The sequence below is a fragment of the uncultured Brevundimonas sp. genome, from assembly GCF_947305955.1.
Lineage (GTDB): Bacteria > Pseudomonadota > Alphaproteobacteria > Caulobacterales > Caulobacteraceae > Brevundimonas.
On sequence record NZ_CAMZFB010000057.1, the window covers coordinates 1 to 17,533 of the forward strand.

17 protein-coding genes are annotated in these 17,533 nt (G+C 62.2%); 11 read left to right on the plus strand and 6 right to left on the minus strand.

Going from position 1 to position 17,533, the window contains the following annotated elements; all coding sequences use genetic code 11:
• On the plus strand, positions 1 to 931 hold a 931-nt coding region (locus Q0Y42_RS12460), incomplete at its 5' end, for a diguanylate cyclase (protein ID WP_297804247.1).
• On the opposite strand, the gene Q0Y42_RS12465 is transcribed toward Q0Y42_RS12460, so the two are convergent.
• Positions 928 to 2,079: a bifunctional 2-C-methyl-D-erythritol 4-phosphate cytidylyltransferase/2-C-methyl-D-erythritol 2,4-cyclodiphosphate synthase gene (locus Q0Y42_RS12465; RefSeq protein WP_297804250.1), complete on the minus strand. Its 1,152-nt coding sequence runs from the start codon at positions 2,077 to 2,079 to the stop codon at positions 928 to 930. The two genes, Q0Y42_RS12460 and Q0Y42_RS12465, sit on opposite strands and share 4 nt — an antisense overlap.
• Positions 2,080 to 2,144: 65 nt before the next feature.
• On the opposite strand from Q0Y42_RS12465, the gene dusB reads away from it, so the two are divergent.
• The 7 genes from dusB (at position 2,145) to Q0Y42_RS12500 (ending at position 11,032) form a co-directional block, all read left to right on the plus strand.
• On the plus strand, positions 2,145 to 3,134 hold the full coding sequence (gene dusB / locus Q0Y42_RS12470; protein ID WP_297804252.1) for a tRNA dihydrouridine synthase DusB: 990 nt from the start codon (positions 2,145 to 2,147) through the stop codon (positions 3,132 to 3,134).
• A gap of 62 nt (positions 3,135 to 3,196) precedes the next feature.
• Positions 3,197 to 5,464 (plus strand): PAS domain-containing sensor histidine kinase, encoded by a 2,268-nt coding sequence (locus tag Q0Y42_RS12475; protein ID WP_297804254.1) that lies wholly within the window; start codon positions 3,197 to 3,199, stop codon positions 5,462 to 5,464.
• Positions 5,454 to 6,860 carry a sigma-54 dependent transcriptional regulator gene (locus Q0Y42_RS12480; protein ID WP_297804256.1) on the plus strand — a complete coding sequence of 469 codons (1,407 nt, stop codon included), beginning with the start codon at positions 5,454 to 5,456 and terminating at the stop codon, positions 6,858 to 6,860. Before Q0Y42_RS12475 ends, Q0Y42_RS12480 begins: the two co-directional genes overlap by 11 nt.
• Complete coding sequence (dat, locus tag Q0Y42_RS12485; protein ID WP_297804258.1) at positions 6,860 to 7,720, plus strand: D-amino-acid transaminase; 861 nt, start codon at positions 6,860 to 6,862, stop codon at positions 7,718 to 7,720. The genes Q0Y42_RS12480 and dat overlap by 1 nt, the downstream gene beginning before the upstream one ends.
• Before the next feature lie 107 nt (positions 7,721 to 7,827).
• On the plus strand, positions 7,828 to 8,073 hold the full coding sequence (gene hfq / locus Q0Y42_RS12490; RefSeq protein WP_242915209.1) for an RNA chaperone Hfq: 246 nt from the start codon (positions 7,828 to 7,830) through the stop codon (positions 8,071 to 8,073).
• Positions 8,074 to 9,387, plus strand: a complete 1,314-nt coding sequence (hflX, locus tag Q0Y42_RS12495; RefSeq protein WP_297804261.1) for a GTPase HflX — start codon at positions 8,074 to 8,076, stop codon at positions 9,385 to 9,387.
• A 1-nt stretch (position 9,388) separates the two neighbouring features.
• The gene (locus Q0Y42_RS12500) at positions 9,389 to 11,032 is read left to right on the plus strand and encodes a Na+/H+ antiporter (protein WP_297804263.1); all 1,644 of its coding nucleotides are present in this window, start codon (positions 9,389 to 9,391) and stop codon (positions 11,030 to 11,032) included.
• A 57-nt stretch (positions 11,033 to 11,089) separates the two neighbouring features.
• On the opposite strand, the gene Q0Y42_RS12505 is transcribed toward Q0Y42_RS12500, so the two are convergent.
• The 5 genes from Q0Y42_RS12505 to Q0Y42_RS12525 form a co-directional block, all read right to left on the minus strand.
• Positions 11,090 to 11,803, minus strand: a complete 714-nt coding sequence (locus Q0Y42_RS12505; protein WP_297804265.1) for a hypothetical protein — start codon at positions 11,801 to 11,803, stop codon at positions 11,090 to 11,092.
• A gap of 50 nt (positions 11,804 to 11,853) precedes the next feature.
• Positions 11,854 to 12,453: a DUF1643 domain-containing protein gene (locus Q0Y42_RS12510; RefSeq protein ID WP_297804267.1), complete on the minus strand. Its 600-nt coding sequence runs from the start codon at positions 12,451 to 12,453 to the stop codon at positions 11,854 to 11,856.
• Positions 12,450 to 13,250, minus strand: coding sequence for a nucleoside triphosphate pyrophosphohydrolase (gene mazG / locus Q0Y42_RS12515; protein WP_297804268.1), 801 nt, complete (start codon positions 13,248 to 13,250; stop codon positions 12,450 to 12,452). Before mazG ends, Q0Y42_RS12510 begins: the two co-directional genes overlap by 4 nt.
• On the minus strand, positions 13,247 to 14,599 hold the full coding sequence (locus Q0Y42_RS12520; protein ID WP_297804269.1) for an MFS transporter: 1,353 nt from the start codon (positions 14,597 to 14,599) through the stop codon (positions 13,247 to 13,249). The genes mazG and Q0Y42_RS12520 overlap by 4 nt, the downstream gene beginning before the upstream one ends.
• Before the next feature lie 109 nt (positions 14,600 to 14,708).
• Positions 14,709 to 15,110, minus strand: a complete 402-nt coding sequence (locus Q0Y42_RS12525) for a hypothetical protein (protein WP_297804271.1) — start codon at positions 15,108 to 15,110, stop codon at positions 14,709 to 14,711.
• Between the two features lie 203 nt (positions 15,111 to 15,313).
• Here Q0Y42_RS12525 and Q0Y42_RS12530 point away from each other — a divergent pair, with 203 nt between their 5' ends.
• The 3 genes from Q0Y42_RS12530 (at position 15,314) to wrbA (ending at position 17,317) form a co-directional block, all read left to right on the plus strand.
• A complete protein-coding gene (locus Q0Y42_RS12530) occupies positions 15,314 to 16,144 on the plus strand; it encodes a D-alanyl-D-alanine carboxypeptidase family protein (RefSeq protein ID WP_297804273.1) in 831 nt (276 codons plus the stop codon).
• Positions 16,141 to 16,623, plus strand: a complete 483-nt coding sequence (locus Q0Y42_RS12535) for a hypothetical protein (protein WP_297804275.1) — start codon at positions 16,141 to 16,143, stop codon at positions 16,621 to 16,623. The genes Q0Y42_RS12530 and Q0Y42_RS12535 overlap by 4 nt, the downstream gene beginning before the upstream one ends.
• Before the next feature lie 91 nt (positions 16,624 to 16,714).
• Entirely contained in the window at positions 16,715 to 17,317 is a 603-nt protein-coding gene (gene wrbA / locus Q0Y42_RS12540; RefSeq protein WP_297804277.1) for an NAD(P)H:quinone oxidoreductase, read from the plus strand.
• The last annotated feature ends 216 nt before the right edge of the window (positions 17,318 to 17,533 follow it).

The window sequence follows — 17,533 nt, forward strand, 5'->3', positions numbered from 1 at the left end:
CTTCGAGGAACACGACGCCAAGCTGCATAAGGTCGGACACGATCGCCAGCCGCTGGCCGTGCTGGCCATCGGCCAGTCGGACGAGCGCTTTATCGCTCTTAGCAACTGTTTGAGGGAGCGGGGCGTGGATCTGGTCGCCGCGCCGACGCCCTATACGGCTTTTGATTATCTCCACGAGCGCGCCTTTGACGCGGCGCTGCTGTGGGGCGGGGAAAGCCGCTCTGTCGCCATGTCCATTGCCTCGGGCATGAAGCGCAATACGCGGCTGTATCACATCCCGCTGGTCTTCTATCTGCGCGATGGGGACGAGGTGAACCTGACCGACCTCTATCGTCGCGGCTTTGCCGATGTGGTCGAAACCGAAGTCAGCGAGGAAGAAACCTCGGCACGTCTGGTGTCGCTGGCCGAAAACTATCGTCGGCGTGTGGCCATCCGCCGTGCGCTGGACAGCGTGCGCGTGTCCCATCTGACGGATTCCGTGACGGGGCTGTTCCACCGCGAGCCTTTCGCCTCGCACCTGGGCCGCGTCTATGCCTCGACCAAGAAGCGCAAGCGGACGATGTCGCTGTGCGTGCTGCGCGTGCGCAAGACCGAGGCTCTGTCCGCGATCAATCGCGGCGGTTGGCTGGATAAGGCCCTGCCGCAGGTCGGGGCCATGATCTCGCGGCTGGTGCGGGTGGAAGATACCGCGGCAAGCGTCGCGCCGGACAGTTTCGCTGTGATGATGCCCGCGACGACCGCTCCGGCAGCGCGTCTGGCAGCAGAGCGGATCGCGGCGGTGATTGCCTGTACGGCATTTGACGCAGGGCCGGAACGTTCGCCCTTCGTGATCGACTTCGATATCGGCGTGGCAGAGATGCAGCCTGACGAAGGCCCGATCGAACTGTTCGAGCGGGCCGTCGCCAATGCGCGTCAGGCCGCTGCGGCCTAGTCCGGCATTTCGATAGAGCAGACGGCCTGAGCGGCCAGACCCTCGTTGCGGCCCGTAAAGCCGAGGCCCTCGGTGGTGGTGGCCTTGACGCTGACGGCACCCAGCTCAAGACCGAGGATGTCGGCGATGCGCTGGCGCATGGCGGCGCGGTGCGGTTTGATCTTGGGGCGCTCGGCAATCAGCGTCACGTCCACATTGATGATGACGCCCCCCTTGGCCTTGGCCAGTTCATGGGCGTGGGCAAGGAAGGCATCCGATGATGCGCCCTTCCAGCGGTCATCCGTCGGCGGGAAGTGGTCGCCGATGTCACCTTCGGCAATGGCCCCCAGAATGGCGTCGGTCAGGGCGTGAAGCCCTGCGTCGGCATCGGAGTGACCCAGCAGGGCATGCGTGTGCGGCACTTGGACCCCGCACAGCCATGTGCCCGAGCCATCGCCCTCGACCCAGCGGTGACCGTCATAGCCCATACCCACGCGGGTGACGCGGCGGGCGTTGTCGGGGATCAGGCGTTCAGCCATGGCGAAGTCCTCGGGGTAAGTCAGTTTGAACAGGTCGGCCTCTCCGGCCACCAGCCGCACGCGGCCACCGTGGGCGGCGACGACCGACGCCTCGTCCGTCGGGGCATCGGGGCCTTTCCATGCGGCATAGGCGGCACGAATGGTGGAGGGGCGGAAGGCTTGGGGCGTCTGGGCGCGGTAAAGGTTTTCGCGGTCCACCACTTCGCCCATCAGCATGTCGGCATCGCCGCGACGAAGGCTGTCCGCGACGGGCAGGGCGGGCAGAGCCCCTTCGGCATCGGCCAGCGCGTCCAGCAGGGCGTGGATGGTGTGCGCCTTCAGGAAGGGGCGCGCAGCATCATGGATCAGGACGGGGCGGTCATCTTCAAGCACGGCAAGGCCCGCCTGAACGGAATCGGCGCGCGTGGCACCGCCCGTCACCGGCACCCAGCCCTCAAGGCCGGACAGCGCTTCTTGCGCGCGGGCTTCGGCCCCTTCGGCCAGCACCAGAACCAGCGGATTGGCACCTGCCGCCAGCAGGCTTTCCGCCGACCAGCGGAGGAGCGGCTTGCCGCCGACGGTGCGCCATTGCTTGCCCCCGCCCGCGCGGGAACCCGATCCGGCAGCGACGATGATCGCAGAGAAGGTCATGTGTCGCCTTCTAAGCGCCCGTTTCATGGTTGACGAGGGGGTATGGTTTCGGTGCTAAGAGCGGCATGAGTTCAGGAATCCAAATCGGGGACGTTCACATCCCCGGAAAAGTGCTGATGGCACCGATGACGGGGATCACCGATCTGCCGTTCCGTGTGCTCGCCTCGCGTCTGGGTGCCAGCTATGTGGCGACCGAGATGGTGGCGGCGGCCGAACTGGCCCGCGCACGTCCGGATGTGGTGCGTCGAGCCGCTGTTGGCGCGGGTCTTCCGCTGACGGTGATCCAGCTGGTGGGCGGTGATCCCGAGAAGATGGCGCATGGTGCCAAAATGGCCGAGGCCGCCGGTGCCGACATCATCGACCTGAACTTCGGCTGTCCGGCCAAGGAAGTCACGGGCGCGGCCTGTGGCTCGGCGCTGATGCGGACGCCCGATCTGGCCTGTCGTCTGATGGAGGCGGCGGTCAATGCCGTCAGCCGTCCGGTGACGGTGAAGATGCGTCTGGGCTGGGACGAAAACAGTCTGAACGCTGCCGATCTAGCGAAGAAGGCCGAGGAGATCGGCGTGAAGGCCGTGACCGTGCATGGCCGCACCCGCAAGCAGTTCTATACCGGCGTGGCCGACTGGGATGCCGTGGCCGAGGTCAAGCAGGCTGTCTCCATTCCGGTGGTGGTCAACGGCGACATCATTACAGCCGAACAGGCCCGCGAGGCGCTGGACAAATCCGGTGCCGATGCCCTGATGCTGGGGCGTGGTGTCTATGGCCGTCCGTGGCTGGCGTCGCATCTGGAGCGGGCACTTCAGGACGGTACCCAGCTGGCCGAGCCGGATCGCGAGGAACGATTCGCCATTGTCATCGAGCACATGCGGGCCTCGGCAGAGTTTTATAAGCTGCCGCTGGGTCTGAAGATGTTCCGCAAACACCTCGGCTGGTACATCGAGCAGGCTCCATGGCCCGAAGATCCGCTGGAGCGCCGTCAGGCCAAGGCCCGACTTTGCCGTTTGGAAAGTCTGGAAGAGGTCGAGGCCGCGCTGAGAGCGCTTTGGCTGAGCTAACTGGCACAATAACGCAACTATGCTGTTGAACATTTGCCACAGTTAGTCGAAGCTGCGAACTGATGATCGAACCGCGCGTAGAACAGGACGATTCCCAAGCGTCAGGCCGCCTTTTCAAGGGGCGGTTCTGGATGGATCGGCCTCGCGCATTCTTCGGCATTGGTTATGCGGTCGCCTTCATCGTCACCGCCTTGGCGATCTGGATTGTGGCTGTGGCCCCCGGTTCGGCTGGCGAAGGCCGTGCGACGGCGATCCGGCTGATCCTCTATGTGCTTTTGGCCAACCTTGCCCTGATCGGCGTATTGGCCACGGGCGTCGGGCGACAGGTCCTGAAGCTGTTCCGCGAACGCCATGAAGCGGGTGCGCGTCTGCACCTTCGCTTTGTGATGCTGTTCTCGTTTGTGGCGGTGGTGCCCGCCATCCTGATCGCTCTGGTGTTCGGGGTGCTGGTCAACCGTGGTGTGGACCAGTGGTTCAGCAAGAACGTCAGCTCGGCGGTCGAGAACGGTGCCCTGATCGGTCGCGCCTATGTCGCCGATGTGGGCGCAGGTCTGGAACGCGATCTGGAAACCATGACGACCGAACTGGGCGGCGTGCGCCCCATGTTCGACAACCGTATCCAGTTCAGCCGCGCACTGGCCCAGATCGGCGACTTCTTCGGCTATCCGGCGCTCTATATCCTGAACGACAAGGGCGAGGTTCTGGCCAGCGGCGAACAGCCCAATGCGCCGCCCTATGTCGCGCCGCCCCAAGAGGCATTCGCCACGCTGGCCGAGGGCGAGGACGTCCCCGCCACGGCGACCGAGAACCCTGACACGATCCGCGCCCTTTATCCGCTGCCCGACTATGGCAATGCCTATCTGTATGTGGTGCGACCTCTGGCTCCGGGCCTGATCGAGCGGATGCGCACGGGCGAGGAATCCATTCTCGCCTACCGTCAGGCCGAGGAAAGCCGCGCACAGATTCAGGCGATCTTCGCACTGGCCTATCTGGAGACGGCCCTGCTTATTCTAGTGGGTGCGGTGTGGCTGGCTATGTCGGCGGCCAATGCGATCTCGCGCCCGATTGGACGTCTGATCGATGCGGCAGAGCGTGTGTCAGCCGGTGATCTGGAAGCGCGGGTGGATGCGTCCAATGCGCCTGCCGAAATGGCCGTGCTGTCCGAAGCCTTCAATCGCATGACCCACGACATCCAGAGCCAGCAGGTGGCCCTGCGCTCGGCCAGTGTCGAGGCCCAGACCCGATCGCGCTTTATTGAAACGGTTCTGTCGGGTGTTAGTGCGGGCGTGATCGGTCTGGACCGTTATGGCCGGATTTCCGCCATCAACGACAGCGCCCGCGACCTGTTGGCCATTGTGCCCGAAGACGTGCAGGGGCAGCGACTGGGCGACGTATCGCCGGAACTGAGCGAGCTGTCCGAGCGGGGCGAGGCCCATATCGAAGAGGACATCGACGTCACCCGTGACGGCGAGACCCGCCGTCTGCGTGTCCGTATCGAAGGCGGGCAGGGCGGCGAGATGGTCCTGACCTTCGACGACATCACCCGTCTGGTGACGGCCCAGCGTAATGCGGCGTGGCGCGATGTGGCCCGCCGGATCGCCCACGAGATCAAGAACCCGCTGACGCCGATCCAGCTGTCGGCAGAGCGCCTACGCCGCCGTTACCGCGCCAAGGTCGAGGACGACGTCGAGGTGTTCGACCGCTGCACCGAGACCATTATCCGTCAGGTCGGCGATATCGGGCGCATGGTGGACGAGTTCTCGTCCTTTGCCCGTATGCCCGCGCCGCGATTCACCGAGGAGCGCGCCGACGAGATGCTGCGCGAGGCCGTCTTTGCCCAGCGCGTCGCCATGGCCGATATCGGTGTCGATCTGGCCGAGCCTGTGCCGGAACTGGTGCTGGACTGTGATGGCCGCATGGTGCGTCAGGCCCTGATCAACATCCTGAAGAATGCGGGCGAGGCGGTTCAGGCCCGCAAGGCATCGGGGGCGGAAACCGCCTATCCCGGTATTGCGGCCAAGCTGGTGGTTTCGCAGGGCTGGGCCCGTTTTGTCATCGAGGACGATGGCATCGGCCTGCCTGCCAAGGACCGCGACCGTTTGACCGAGCCCTATGTGACCACCCGCGAAAAGGGGACGGGTCTGGGCTTGGCCATCGTGAAGCGCATTTGTGAGGATCACGGTGGGGAATTGCGTCTGGGGGACGCCGAAAGCCTGTCTGGCGCAAGCGTAACCCTGATTTTTCCCCTTCGACAGAATATGAAGGCTGCCCAACGCCCGTCACAGGGTGCTAAGGACAGCGACATCAAGCGAGAGGCCCATGAAGACTAACGGCGCCGACATTCTTGTCGTTGATGACGAGAGCGATATCCGCGAACTGGTTTCCGGTCTGCTGGAGGACGAGGGTCACCACGTCCGCACCGCGTCCAATGCCGAAGAGGCACTGGCGGCGGTCAAGGCGCGTAAACCGTCGCTGGCTGTGCTCGATATCTGGATGCAGGGCGGGGGCATGGATGGCCTCGAACTGCTGGACGTGATCAAGGGTCTGGATGAAGACCTGCCGGTGGTCATGATCTCGGGTCACGGCAATATCGAAACCGCCGTCAGCGCGCTGAAGCGCGGTGCCTATGACTTCATCGAAAAGCCGTTCAAGTCCGACCGTCTTGTTGTGGTCGTGGACCGCGCCCTGGAAGCGGCGGCGCTGAAGCGCGAAAACCGCCGTCTGCGGGCACAGGCCATGACGCCGTCGGGCCTGATCGGTAAGTCGGTCGCGGCCCAGAACCTTCGCAACACCATTGCCAAGGTGGCACCGGCCAACAGCCGCGTGCTGATTTCCGGCCCGCCCGGTTCCGGCAAGGAACTGGTCGCACGCCAGATCCATGAGAACAGCCCCCGCGCCAAGGGCGAGTTTGTAGTGATCTCGGCTGCAGGCATGACGCCGGAACGCCTCGATGTCGAACTGTTCGGCGAGGAAGGCTCGGATGGCCGTCCCGCCAAGATCGGCGTGTTTGAACGCGCCCACAACGGCACCCTCTATCTGGACGACGTGGCCGACATGCCGCGCGAGAGCCAGAGCCGCGTCCTGCGCGTTCTGGTGGACCAACGCTTCCGCCGCGTGGGTGGCGAACAGGACGTTCAGGTGGACGTGCGCGTCATCACCTCGACCGCCAAGGATCTCAAGGTCGAGATCGCCGAGGGCCGTTTCCGCGAGGACCTGTTCCATCGTCTGAATGTGGTTCCGATCCGCGTCCCGCCGCTGTCGGAGCGCCGCGAGGATATCGCCGAACTGGTCGAATATTTCGTGGACACCCTGTCGGCGTCCCAAGGTCTGCCGCGTCGCCAACTGGGCGAGGATGCGATTGCCGTGCTGCAGGTGCATCCGTGGCCGGGCAACGTCCGCCAGCTTCGCAACAATATCGAGCGCCTGCTGATCCTCGCGACGGGTGATCCGTCAGAGCCGATCACCGCAGACATGCTTCCGCAGGAAGTGGCGTCGAACAACTCCAGCAGCTTTGGCAATGAGCGTATTATTGCGCTTCCGCTGCGCGAGGCCCGCGAGGTGTTCGAGCGCGACTATCTGGCGGCGCAGATCATGCGCTTTGGCGGCAATATCTCGCGCACCGCGGCCTTCATCGGAATGGAACGCTCTGCGCTGCACAGAAAACTGAAATCGCTGGGCGTTTCGCCGTCTCGCGGTGGTGATGATCAAGAAGGAGAGGGCGCCTGATGTCGAGGGTCGCCTACGTAAACGGTACCTACCGTCCGCATTCGCAAGCTGTCGTCCATATCGAGGACCGTGGCTTCCAGTTCGCCGATGGCGTCTATGAAGTGTGGTCGGTGTTCGACGGCAAGCTGGCCGACTATGCCGGTCACATGGAACGTCTGGGCCGCAGCCTGACCGAGCTGCGTATCGAGATTCCGATGACGGCACAGGCGCTGGGCGTCGTGCTGCGCGAAACCATCCGCCGCAACAAGGTCCGCGACGGTATCGTCTATCTGCAGATCACCCGTGGCACCGCGCCGCGTGACCACGCCTTCCCCAAGGGCGTGGCTCCCAGCGTGATCGTGACGGCCAAGTCCATCGACCTGCACAAGGGCGAGAAGAACGCCGAAAAGGGCGTTGCGGGCATCACCCACCCCGACATCCGTTGGGGCCGTTGCGACATCAAGACCGTGGGCCTTCTGCCGAACGCGCTGGCCAAGCAGGCCGCGCGCGAGAAGGGGGCCTATGAGGCCATCCTGTTCGACGAAATGGGCATGGTCACCGAAGGCTCTTCGACCAATGCTTGGATCGTCGACGAGAACGGCAAGCTTCGCACCCGCGACACCCAGGCCAACATCCTGCGCGGCATTACCCGCGCCGCCATCATGAAGCTGGTGAAGGAAGAGGGCATCGAACTGGACGAGCGTCCGTTCTCGGTCGAGGAAGCCAAGAAGGCCAAGGAACTGTTCGTGACGGCGGCTTCCAGCTTCGTCATGCCCATCGTTTCGCTGGACGGCGAGAAGATCGGCGACGGCAAGCCCGGCCCGATCGCGACCCGTCTGCGCTCGGTTTATGTTGAACAAGCCATTCGCGACGCCATTTAAGAGATTGCGACCCTAGGTCGTGCGCGTCTAAGCTGTGACACGGGTCTTTGATAGGCCTGTGTCCCCGCTGCGGACGCCAGAATAACCAAGAACAGGAACAACCTGCCATGTCGCAAGACAAACGCCAGAACCTTCAGGACACCTTCCTTAACAGTGTCCGCAAAACCAAGACCCCACTGACCATCTTCCTCGTGAACGGTGTGAAGCTGCAGGGCATTGTGACCTGGTTCGACAACTTTTGTGTGCTTCTCCGTCGCGATGGCCAGTCGCAACTGGTTTATAAACACGCCATCTCGACCATTATGCCTGCCGGTCCGGTGCAGATGTTCGAGCCCGAGACCGAAGAAGAGTGATTGTCCTCTAAACTCGTAGACCACACCGTCCCGCTTATTCGGGCGGCCGTAATCCGCCCCGACAGGGGTTCTGAAAATTCGCGTCATGCAGCCGATCGTCTTGAAGAGGCGGTCGGTCTTGCGCGTGCGCTTGATCTTGATGTCCGCGCCGAGGAGATCGTGCGGCTGCGCGGGGTCACGCCTGCGACCTTGTTCGGTTCGGGCAAGGTCGAGGAGCTGGCGGCCCTGTTCCGCGCCGCGGAGGCCGAGGCCGTGGTCGTTGATGACCAACTGACGCCCGTTCAGCAACGCAACCTTGAAAAGGCTTGGGAGGTGAAGGTCATCGACCGCACCGGCCTGATCCTTGAAATCTTTGGCCGTCGTGCGCGGACCAAGGAAGGGCGCCTTCAGGTCGAACTGGCGCGTCTGGAATATGAGCGCTCGCGTCTGGTCCGCACATGGACCCACCTTGAGCGCCAGCGGGGCGGCACCGGCTCGACTGGCGGTCCGGGTGAAACCCAGATCGAAATCGACCGTCGTTTGATCGCCGACAAGATCGTCAAGCTGAAGGGCGAACTGGAAGAGGTGCGCCGCACCCGTGGCCTGCACCGCAAGGCCCGCAAGCGCGTGCCTTTCCCTGCGGTCGCTCTGGTGGGCTATACCAACGCCGGTAAATCCACCCTGTTTAACCGGATGACAGGTTCGGAGGTTTTCGCCAAGGACCTGCTGTTCGCGACGCTGGATACCACCCAGCGCACGATCAAACTGCCGCAGGGCCGCCCCGCCATTATCGCCGACACCGTCGGCTTTATCTCGGACCTGCCGCACGAACTGGTGGAAAGCTTCCGTGCCACGCTGGAAGAGGTGGGCGAGGCCGACCTGATCCTGCACGTGCGCGATATTGCTTCGCCCGACAGCGAGGCCCAGCGCAAGGACGTGGAAGAGGTCTTAAGCCAAATCCCGACGCCCGAGGGCCGCACCCGTCGTGTGCTGGAGGTCTGGAACAAGATTGACCTGCTGGACGAGGACGTGCGTGAAAGCGTGCTGGGTCAGGCCGAGCGTCTCGCCGCCCAAGGCGAGGCCGTGGCCGTTTCGGCATGGACCGGCGAGAACATCGAGGCCCTGCGCGAAACCATCGCCAGCCTGATCGATGACGACCCCGAAAGCGTCATCCTCATTCCGCCATCGCGGGGTGATGTTCTGGCATGGCTTTACGAAAATGGCCGTGTGACCGAGCGCCATACCGAAGAGGACGGCACTATCCGTGTGACCGTTCGTTTGCACCCTGCGGCTCTTGGCCGTTTTGAACGCTCCTATCCCGACATCCTGAGCTAAGATGCATCTGATCGAAACCGCGCTGTTCCTCCTGTTGGCCGTTGTGCTTTCGGGATGGGTGGCGCGTATCACCCGCCTGCCTTTGCCCCTGGTCCAGATCGCGCTGGGGGCCTGTGTGGTGCTGATCACGGGTCAGAGTGTCGATCTGAAGCCGGAAATCTTCTTCCTGCTGTTCCTGCCGCCGCTGCTGTTCGTGGATGCGTGGCGGATACCCAAGATGGCGCTGTACAAGGATCGCGCTGTCATCCTTGAACTGGCCTTGGGGCTGGTGGTGTTCACGGTGCTGGGGCTGGGCTTTTTCATCAATTGGATGATCCCCGCCATGCCGCTGGCGGTCGCGTTCGCGCTGGCGGCCATCCTGTCGCCGACGGACCCGATCGCCGTATCCGCCATCGCGGGGCGGGCAGGGATGCCCAAGCGCCTGATGCACATCCTCGAGGGCGAAAGCCTTCTGAACGATGCCACAGGCCTGACCTGTATGCGGATTGCCGTCATCGCGGCGACGACGGGTGCGTTTTCCGTGACCAGTGCCGTGGGCACCTTCGCGTGGCTGGCGTTTGCGGGTCTGGCCGTGGGTGTGGCGGTCAGTTTGGCTATCAACCTCGCCAAGGTCTTTATCAGCAAGCGCTGGGGCGAGGATGTCGGTGGTCAAATCCTGATCAGCCTGCTGATCCCGTTTGCGGCCTATCTGGCGGCGGAAGCCATCCATGCCTCGGGTATTCTGGCGGCGGTCGCTGCCGGTATCACCATGAGCTTTACCGAGCGACGCGGCACGGCCATGGCGGCGACCCGTATCCGCCGCGCGGTCGTGTGGGACACGGTGCAGTTCACGGCCAACGGCCTGATCTTTGTCATTCTGGGCGAGCAGCTGCCGTCCATCATGTCCCGCGCCGCCGAGGTGATCCGCACGACCGAGCGTACCGAGGTCTGGTGGCTGGCCATCTATGTGTTTGCCATTGTGGCGGTTCTGGCGGCGCTGCGCTTCATCTGGGTGTGGGCGACGCTGAAGCTGACCCTGTTCAGGGGCAAGCTGTCGGGGGGCAAGCGTCCGCGCCTGCGCTGGCGTCTGGTGGCGGTTATGGCGCTGTCGGGGGTGCGTGGGGCGATTACGCTGGCCGGTATCCTGACCCTGCCGTTCTTTGTGGCGGACGGCAGCCTGTTGCCCGCGCGTAACCTCGCCATCTTCCTTGCGGCGGGGGTGATTATCGTCTCGCTGGTCGTGGCCTCGATTGCGCTGCCCATCCTGCTCAAGGGGGTTGAGCTTCCGCCGGACACCCACGTCCAGACCGCCGAGGAACGCGCCCGTCGCGCAGCGGCGGCGGCGGCGATCCGTGCACTGGAAGAATCCGAGCGTGCCCATGACGTGGCCGCCGTCCATGCCCGCGCCGACGAGCACGCCGAGGTGGTCGCCCGCCTGATGGAAGACTATCGTCAGCAGATCGAGCTGCATTCCGGCAATGCGCCCGACCAGGTCGAGCGCACCAAGAAGCTGGACGCCATCGAGAAAGACCTCCGCATCCTGTGCTTCAAGGCCCAGCGCGAGGAGATGATCAAACTGGCCCGCACCCACCTGTTAGACGAGGAAACGGCCAAGAAGCTGATCCGCGAAATCGACCTTCAGGAGCTGAGGTACGGTCAGAGCTAAATTCCAGATGGCAAGGCAGCAGGCTAATCTTTGATTATTAGCGCTCTGAAGCAGAACTCATTGTTCTAAATGTCTATCAATATCCCAAAAAATTCCGAGTTCGCTCTTGCCAAAATAAGATGTGAATTCGTCTTGAGTGTTTTTAAATACTCTAAATGCGTGAGCTCTATCTTTTGGTATTGTTGTTCTTATAGAATTTAATACTGAATCCATTTCAAATAATAATATTTTTGATCGTATAGCATTTTGATCTTCGTAAGACATTGTGGCAACTCCGTCGGCATCAATTTTGCCTATGGCAGGAACGCAAGCGATATCTGATTTTAGTTTTCTTAAGTGCGAAAAAGAAGCTATGTGACTGTTGGTGATGTATGGAAGATCAATTATATTCTGTATTGTTTTGGTGCTGCAAATCTCTTTAATCACTAAAAGCTCTTCCGCTGTAAAATTTATTTCTGACGGATCAGCTAGTATGGGGACAAAATTTTGAGATAAAGTTCCGCCACGTGCTTCTGTTTTACTAATAGTCTCTTTTATAAGATTGTTAAATAAATTTATCTCTGTGCAGCATCTATTTATTTTTATCAATACTATGTAAGCATGTTGAGATTGTATCTTCTTTTCATGCTCCCTTTTTAAAATATCTGATTTTTTTTGAAGTTTCTTTCTGAGGCGTTCTTGTCGTCTAAACGATAGGTCTTGCGTCAATAACGATATGCCGCCACCTGTCACCGCGCCAAGAATAGCGGGTATGAATTCTGAGTAGTCCATGATCGAAACTCAAAAAATGAATGTAAAAATATATATCGCCGATTCGTGTGTTAGCGCAGCATGATAGGCTCCCACCGCACCAGCGGGGTATCGGCACGCAGGTAAAGCGGGTGTTTGGGGCTGCCGTCGGCGTTGGTGCCAAAGCACCAGAGGTCGATGCTGTCCTCGCGCAGGGCCTCGACCAGTGCCTTGCCTGCGGGGATCAGGGCCTTGTTCAGCTTGCCGTGGCACAGGACCACGCGGGCCGCGCCCTTGGCCTGTTCGCGGATGGCGGGCAGGTTGGCGGGCGAGGAGGCGATGACGCCGTCTTCCAGCAGCATCTTGGGATGGGTGGCGCGATAGTCGCCGACATTGGCCTTCACCATGCCGTCAAAGCCTTCACGCTGGGCAAAGGTCCATTCGCGCGCGCAGGTCGGGTCGTTGACCATGGCGTCGGCGGTCGAGGGGTTCATGCCGATGAACAGGATGTATCGCTCGGGGAAGCTGTCGCCCAGCCAGCGGCGCATCAGGATGCGATGGCGGCCATCCTCGCTGAACACCGCATCGCCCCGAACGCCCGCCATCAGGTTCAGGCGCACCTTGCCGCCCGGATCGTGCTGGTCGGGATCGCGCGGGATCAGGTCAAGCTGTTCGGCCAGACGCTTGCTCATGCGGCCTTGTCGGTCTTTTCGGCAGCCTTGGCGGCGTCCCAAAGGGCGTCCATTTCGGCCAGATCGGATTGTTCGGGCGTGCGACCGTCCTTTTGCAGTTCGGCCTCGATGAACTGGAAGCGGCGGACGAATTTGGCGTTGGCGTTACGCAGGGCGTCTTCCGGTTCGATCTCCAGCTTGCGGGCCAGATTAGCCATGACGAACAGCAGGTCGCCTAGTTCCTCGCGGATCTTGGCCTTGTCGCCGCTGGCGATCTCGGCGCGCAGTTCGCCGACTTCCTCGTGCAGCTTGTCGAACACCTCATCGGTGGACGGCCAGTCGAAACCGACGCGGCCCGCGCGCTTGGTTAGTTTGGCGGCGCGGCTGAGGGCGGGCATGCCGACGGGCACGTCGTCGAGGGCGCTGGTCTGGGCCTTGGCGATGCGCTCGGCGGCCTTGATGTCTTCCCAACGGGCCTTTTGCGACACGCCATCGGGGCGGGCGGCTTCGTCACCGAACACGTGCGGGTGGCGGCGGATCAGCTTGTTCTCCATGGCCTCGGCCACGTCCTCGAACTTGAAGTGACCCGCTTCCTCGGCCATGCGCGAATGGAAGATGACCTGGAACAAAAGATCGCCCAGCTCGGCCTTCAGTTCGGCCATGTCGTTGTTCTCGATCGCGTCGGCCACCTCATAGGCTTCCTCGATCGTATAGGGGGCGATGGTCTGGAAGGTCTGTTCGATATCCCACGGGCAGCCGCCGTTCGGGTCGCGCAGGCGGACCATGATCTCTTTCAGGCGATCGACGGGGTGGGTCATCGGGTAGCTTCCGCATCTTTGAGCGCCAGTTCGGCGCGTATCTGGTCATGGCGCTTGGCCGTCAGCGGATAGTTCCGCATGACCAATGCCGCCGCAGCCATTAGCACTGCGGGCACGGCAATAAACAGGATTTGCAACATCAGGATGGCAAACCCGCCATTTTCGGCGGGCGTCTGCGTGGGCTTGAAGCCGACGACTTGCAAAATGGCATAGGGGATCAGGGCAAAGACGTGGCCTAGCTTGGTCGTGACCGCGAGGATGGAGAACATCAGGCCGGTCAGATCCTCGCCGGTCTCATGGCGGACCTCATCGCCCGCATCGGCCATCATGGCCCGCAACAGGAACAGCGCCGCCGCATAGGGCAGGCCCGCGACGAACATGGCCGCTGCCGTGATCGCAAAATTCCCGCCCGGTACCAGACAGGCAAAGCCATAGAAGACGGCGAACACGATGGACGATACCGCCAGCGTCCTGTGCTTGCCGATCCGCGTAGCAAGCCACGCCCAGAAGGGCGCGCCCACCAGCCCCGCCATGAAATACAGCAGCATGAAGATGGAGGCCGAGGCGTGGTCGTATCCCTTCACCTGACCGAAGAAGAAGAACACCATCGATCCGGTGATGCCGGGTGCAATGCCTAGGAAGAGGTCCGCCAGCAGCAGTTTGCGCACTGTCTTCAGCTTGAACAGGCCCAGCCATGTGCGGATGCCGCCGTGCGGCTTTGCCGATGACAGCGGCGGCTCGGGCGCGGCGAAATAGGCGATGGCCACCGTGACGGGCAGGGCGATAATGATGCCCCATCCCATCCACTGTACCCCGTCGGCATAGGTGCCGAATCCGCCGCGCACCACGATAGTCGGCAGGACGAGGATCAGGATCACCCCGATGATGTTGAAAAACTGCCAGAAGCCGTAGACGCGGCTGCGCTGGTTGTATTCGGGGGCCAGCACGGCGGCCCAACCCATCTGGCCCAGCGTCCCCATGGAAAAGCCCAGATAGAGAAACAGCAGCCAGCCGAACAGATAGACCGGACCCGCCCCCGGTCTGGCAACGACGAACATCATCAGCGCCGCCAGCATCAGGATCGGGACCGAGGCCACCATCCATGGCCGATAGCGGCCCATGGGTGTGCGTGTGCGGTCCATGGCCCAGCCGATGACGGGATCGAACCCGATGTCGATCAGCCGCACAATCATGAACACCGCCGCCACGACGCCCAGTTCAAGCCCGATGTGGGTGGCATAGAACTCCGGCAGGGTGACGGGCAGGGCCACGCCGAACGCCGCCAGCGGCAGGCAGGGACCGGAAAAGGCGGCCAGTACGGCGCTGGAACGTCGGGGGCTGGTCGTCATGGGATGGCTCGAAACAATGAGGCGACAGGCGCACAGCATTGCGCGATCCCGTCCGCAAGGCGAGCGTTCAGATGCAGACGGTTTGCGAAACCCACAACTTGGTCGGGGCTCAGCCGGCCTCTCTGTCCAGATAATCGATCAGCAGTTGGCGGGTCACCCGCTGGTTTCCTGGCTCGGCATAAAAGTTTTGCGGGTAGTCGGGCGAGGCGTTGCGGACATAGCCGCTCAGGCTGCGGTCGCTCTGAACGGACAGCCAGCCAACGAATGAGTTTGCATCATCAAAGGTCAGGAAGGGCGGGCCATAGGGCATGCCGTCCTGCGACGCCCCTAGAAAAAACTGGCCTGTCGTCCGGTCAAAGAACAGGCCGTGCTCCGTATAATCCCTGTGCGCGCGGGCGATGGCGCCAAAATGCTCGATCCAGACGCGGGACTGGAGAAAGGCGGCGGCGCGGGTGGCCAGTTCCTCGCCAAAGGGCGTGGCGTCGATGGTTTCGATGGCCGGTTCCGGCATGGAAGCCTCCTTTGTCAGCGCTCTATCCAAAGGGTTGGGCGGGCGGATTGGCAAGCGCTGCGGTATCGCGGATCGCAGACTGCGGTTTCGGATAGGTCGAAAAAATACTTTCCCTGAGGCGCAAAAACGGGCCTTGTTGGGGAATGTCTTTGCGATTCAAGTGGCGTGCTGTTGCGGGCGCGATCTTTGGGTTGGGAGTGGCTGTGACAGCTGCGGCCAGCCCTGCGTCGGCCAAGGCCGCATACGAAGCCGAGATTTGTGACCGCGATCCGGGCGTTTTCGCCGATGCGACGGCGGCCAACTCGATCAACCTTTTTGCCATGCAGTGGACGCCCTTTGGTCCGTCCGAAATGGGGTGGGAAACCTATGTCCCGCTGATCCAGCATGAGCTTGGAACGGATTGCGACCCGACCTCGGCGGCGTTCGCGGAAAAGCTGTCGACCTTCCAGTTGCTGCATAATCTGCCCGCGACGGGACAGTTCGACATGGCCACCTTCAACGTCTTCAAAGGCGTGTGGCAGGAGCGCCGGCCCTTCATACTCGCGCGCCTGCGCGGCGAATGTCCGGACCCGCCGCCGATCTCGGAACTGGCCTATCTGGTCGCCGGCGAAGAGCATGGCGAGCGGCTGACCCGCAAGGCCCGCCGCGATGTTCTGGAAGCCTATCGGGAGATGGTGGCCGCTGCCCGCGCCGAGATACCGGAAGCGGCCTATAATCCGGAACTTCTGCGGATTTTCTCATCCTTCCGCGAGCCGGAATCCGATGCGGCGCGTTGCGCGCGCGACGGCAACTGTGACGGCGTCCGCCGTGCGGCTTGCTCGGCCCACAGAACGGGGACGGCGCTGGACATCTATGTCGGCCATTTGATCGGCCATGGCGTGGACTCGACCAACAGCCACAACCGGCGCTTTATGGCCCAGACAGCGACCTATCGCTGGATGGTCAAGAATGCAGGCCGGTTCGGCTTCGTGCCCTATGCCTTTGAGCCGTGGCATTGGGAATGGATCGGGCCGCCGGAAGGACGGACGCGTTGAAACTGCCTTGGATCAGGCGACTGACGGATAATGAACGGGCACTGGCGGCCGAGGTGTTCGGCGGTGCCCTGAACCTCGATACTGTCCGTGTCTGGCGCACGCCGTGGCCGTTTGACCGCGCCTTTGTGGCGGGGCGCTGGTTCTGGCGGGATTGGATATTCTGGCCGACCTGCCACTACGAACTGGATATGGCCGTTGCGCCCCTGCCGATACAGGCGACCTTCATTCACGAGATGGTCCATGTCTGGCAGTCCCAGCAGGGGGTGAACCTGTTGTTCGCCAAACTGCGGGCAGGGGACAAGCCGGAATCCTATCGCTACGAAGTCACCGACCACTGCCAATGGCAGGGGCTGAACATCGAGCAACAGGCTATGGTGGTCGAGCATCGTTTCCGCCTGTCGCGCGGGATGCGGGTGCCTGCGGACATGGATTTCTATGACCGCGTTTGTCCTTTAGTCGCAGATCGCCGGATTATTTGACGGCGGGTGGTTGCAGAATCGGCGGCAAGGGCTAAATCCGATACAGATGCTGTTACTAAAGGCATCGTACGTTTCGTATCGGAGTAGGTTGTTGCCCAAGATTCTCGTTCTTTATCACTCGACCTATGGTCACATCGAAGCCATGGCCAAGGCCGTTGCCGAAGGGGCCGCTTCGGTCGAGGGCGCTGTCGTCGATATCAAGCGCGTACCGGAAACCGTGCCGGAAGACGTCGCAAAGGCCTCCTTCTACAAGATGGATCAGGAAGCCCCGATCGCCCAAGTTTCGGACCTGCCGAACTATGACGCCATCATCATCGGCGCGGGCACCCGTTTCGGTACGGCGGCCTCGCAGATGCGCGCCTTCCTTGATCAGACCGGTGGCCTGTGGGCCTCGGGTGCCCTGCTGGGCAAGGTCGGTGGTGCGTTTACCGCTTCGGCCACCCAGCACGGCGGTCAGGAAACGACCTTTGCCGGTCTGCACAACTATTTCCTGCACCACGGCATGGTCGTGGTCGGCCTGCCTTATGCCTATGCCGACCAGATGAACATGGACGAGATCGTCGGTGGTTCGCCCTATGGTGCTACGACCCTGACCAAGGGTGACGGTTCGCGCATGCCCAGCGAGATCGATCTGGGCGGCGCACGTTTCCAAGGTAAACACATCGCGGAAATCGCGAAGAAGCTGCACGGTTAAGACCATGACCCAGCCTGCAATCTTTTTCGGGCACGGATCGCCCATGAACGCTCTGGGGGGAGAGTTCGCTGACGGCTGGAAGGCCCTTGGCGCATCGCTGCCGAAGCCCAAGGGCGTGGTCATGGTGTCCGCGCACTGGGAAACGCGCGGGCTGGGTGTCACGGCCATGGAGCGGCCCGAGACCATCCATGACTTCGGCGGTTTTCCGGCCGAACT

Excerpts from the sequence above, each read along its gene's own strand:
- Q0Y42_RS12520 (WP_297804269.1), bottom strand. The coding sequence starts at position 14,599 with ATGACGACCAGCCCCCGACGTTCCAGCGCCGTACTGGCCGCCTTTTCC.
- mazG (WP_297804268.1), bottom strand. The coding sequence starts at position 13,250 with ATGACCCACCCCGTCGATCGCCTGAAAGAGATCATGGTCCGCCTGCGC.
- Q0Y42_RS12500 (WP_297804263.1), top strand. The coding sequence starts at position 9,389 with ATGCATCTGATCGAAACCGCGCTGTTCCTCCTGTTGGCCGTTGTGCTT.
- Q0Y42_RS12475 (WP_297804254.1), top strand. The coding sequence starts at position 3,197 with ATGATCGAACCGCGCGTAGAACAGGACGATTCCCAAGCGTCAGGCCGC.
- Q0Y42_RS12480 (WP_297804256.1), top strand. The coding sequence starts at position 5,454 with ATGAAGACTAACGGCGCCGACATTCTTGTCGTTGATGACGAGAGCGAT.
- Q0Y42_RS12510 (WP_297804267.1), bottom strand. The coding sequence starts at position 12,453 with ATGAGCAAGCGTCTGGCCGAACAGCTTGACCTGATCCCGCGCGATCCC.
- Q0Y42_RS12505 (WP_297804265.1), bottom strand. The coding sequence starts at position 11,803 with ATGGACTACTCAGAATTCATACCCGCTATTCTTGGCGCGGTGACAGGT.
- Q0Y42_RS12525 (WP_297804271.1), bottom strand. The coding sequence starts at position 15,110 with ATGCCGGAACCGGCCATCGAAACCATCGACGCCACGCCCTTTGGCGAG.
- dusB (WP_297804252.1), top strand. The coding sequence starts at position 2,145 with ATGAGTTCAGGAATCCAAATCGGGGACGTTCACATCCCCGGAAAAGTG.
- dat (WP_297804258.1), top strand. The coding sequence starts at position 6,860 with ATGTCGAGGGTCGCCTACGTAAACGGTACCTACCGTCCGCATTCGCAA.
- Q0Y42_RS12465 (WP_297804250.1), bottom strand. The coding sequence starts at position 2,079 with ATGACCTTCTCTGCGATCATCGTCGCTGCCGGATCGGGTTCCCGCGCG.
- hfq (WP_242915209.1), top strand. The coding sequence starts at position 7,828 with ATGTCGCAAGACAAACGCCAGAACCTTCAGGACACCTTCCTTAACAGT.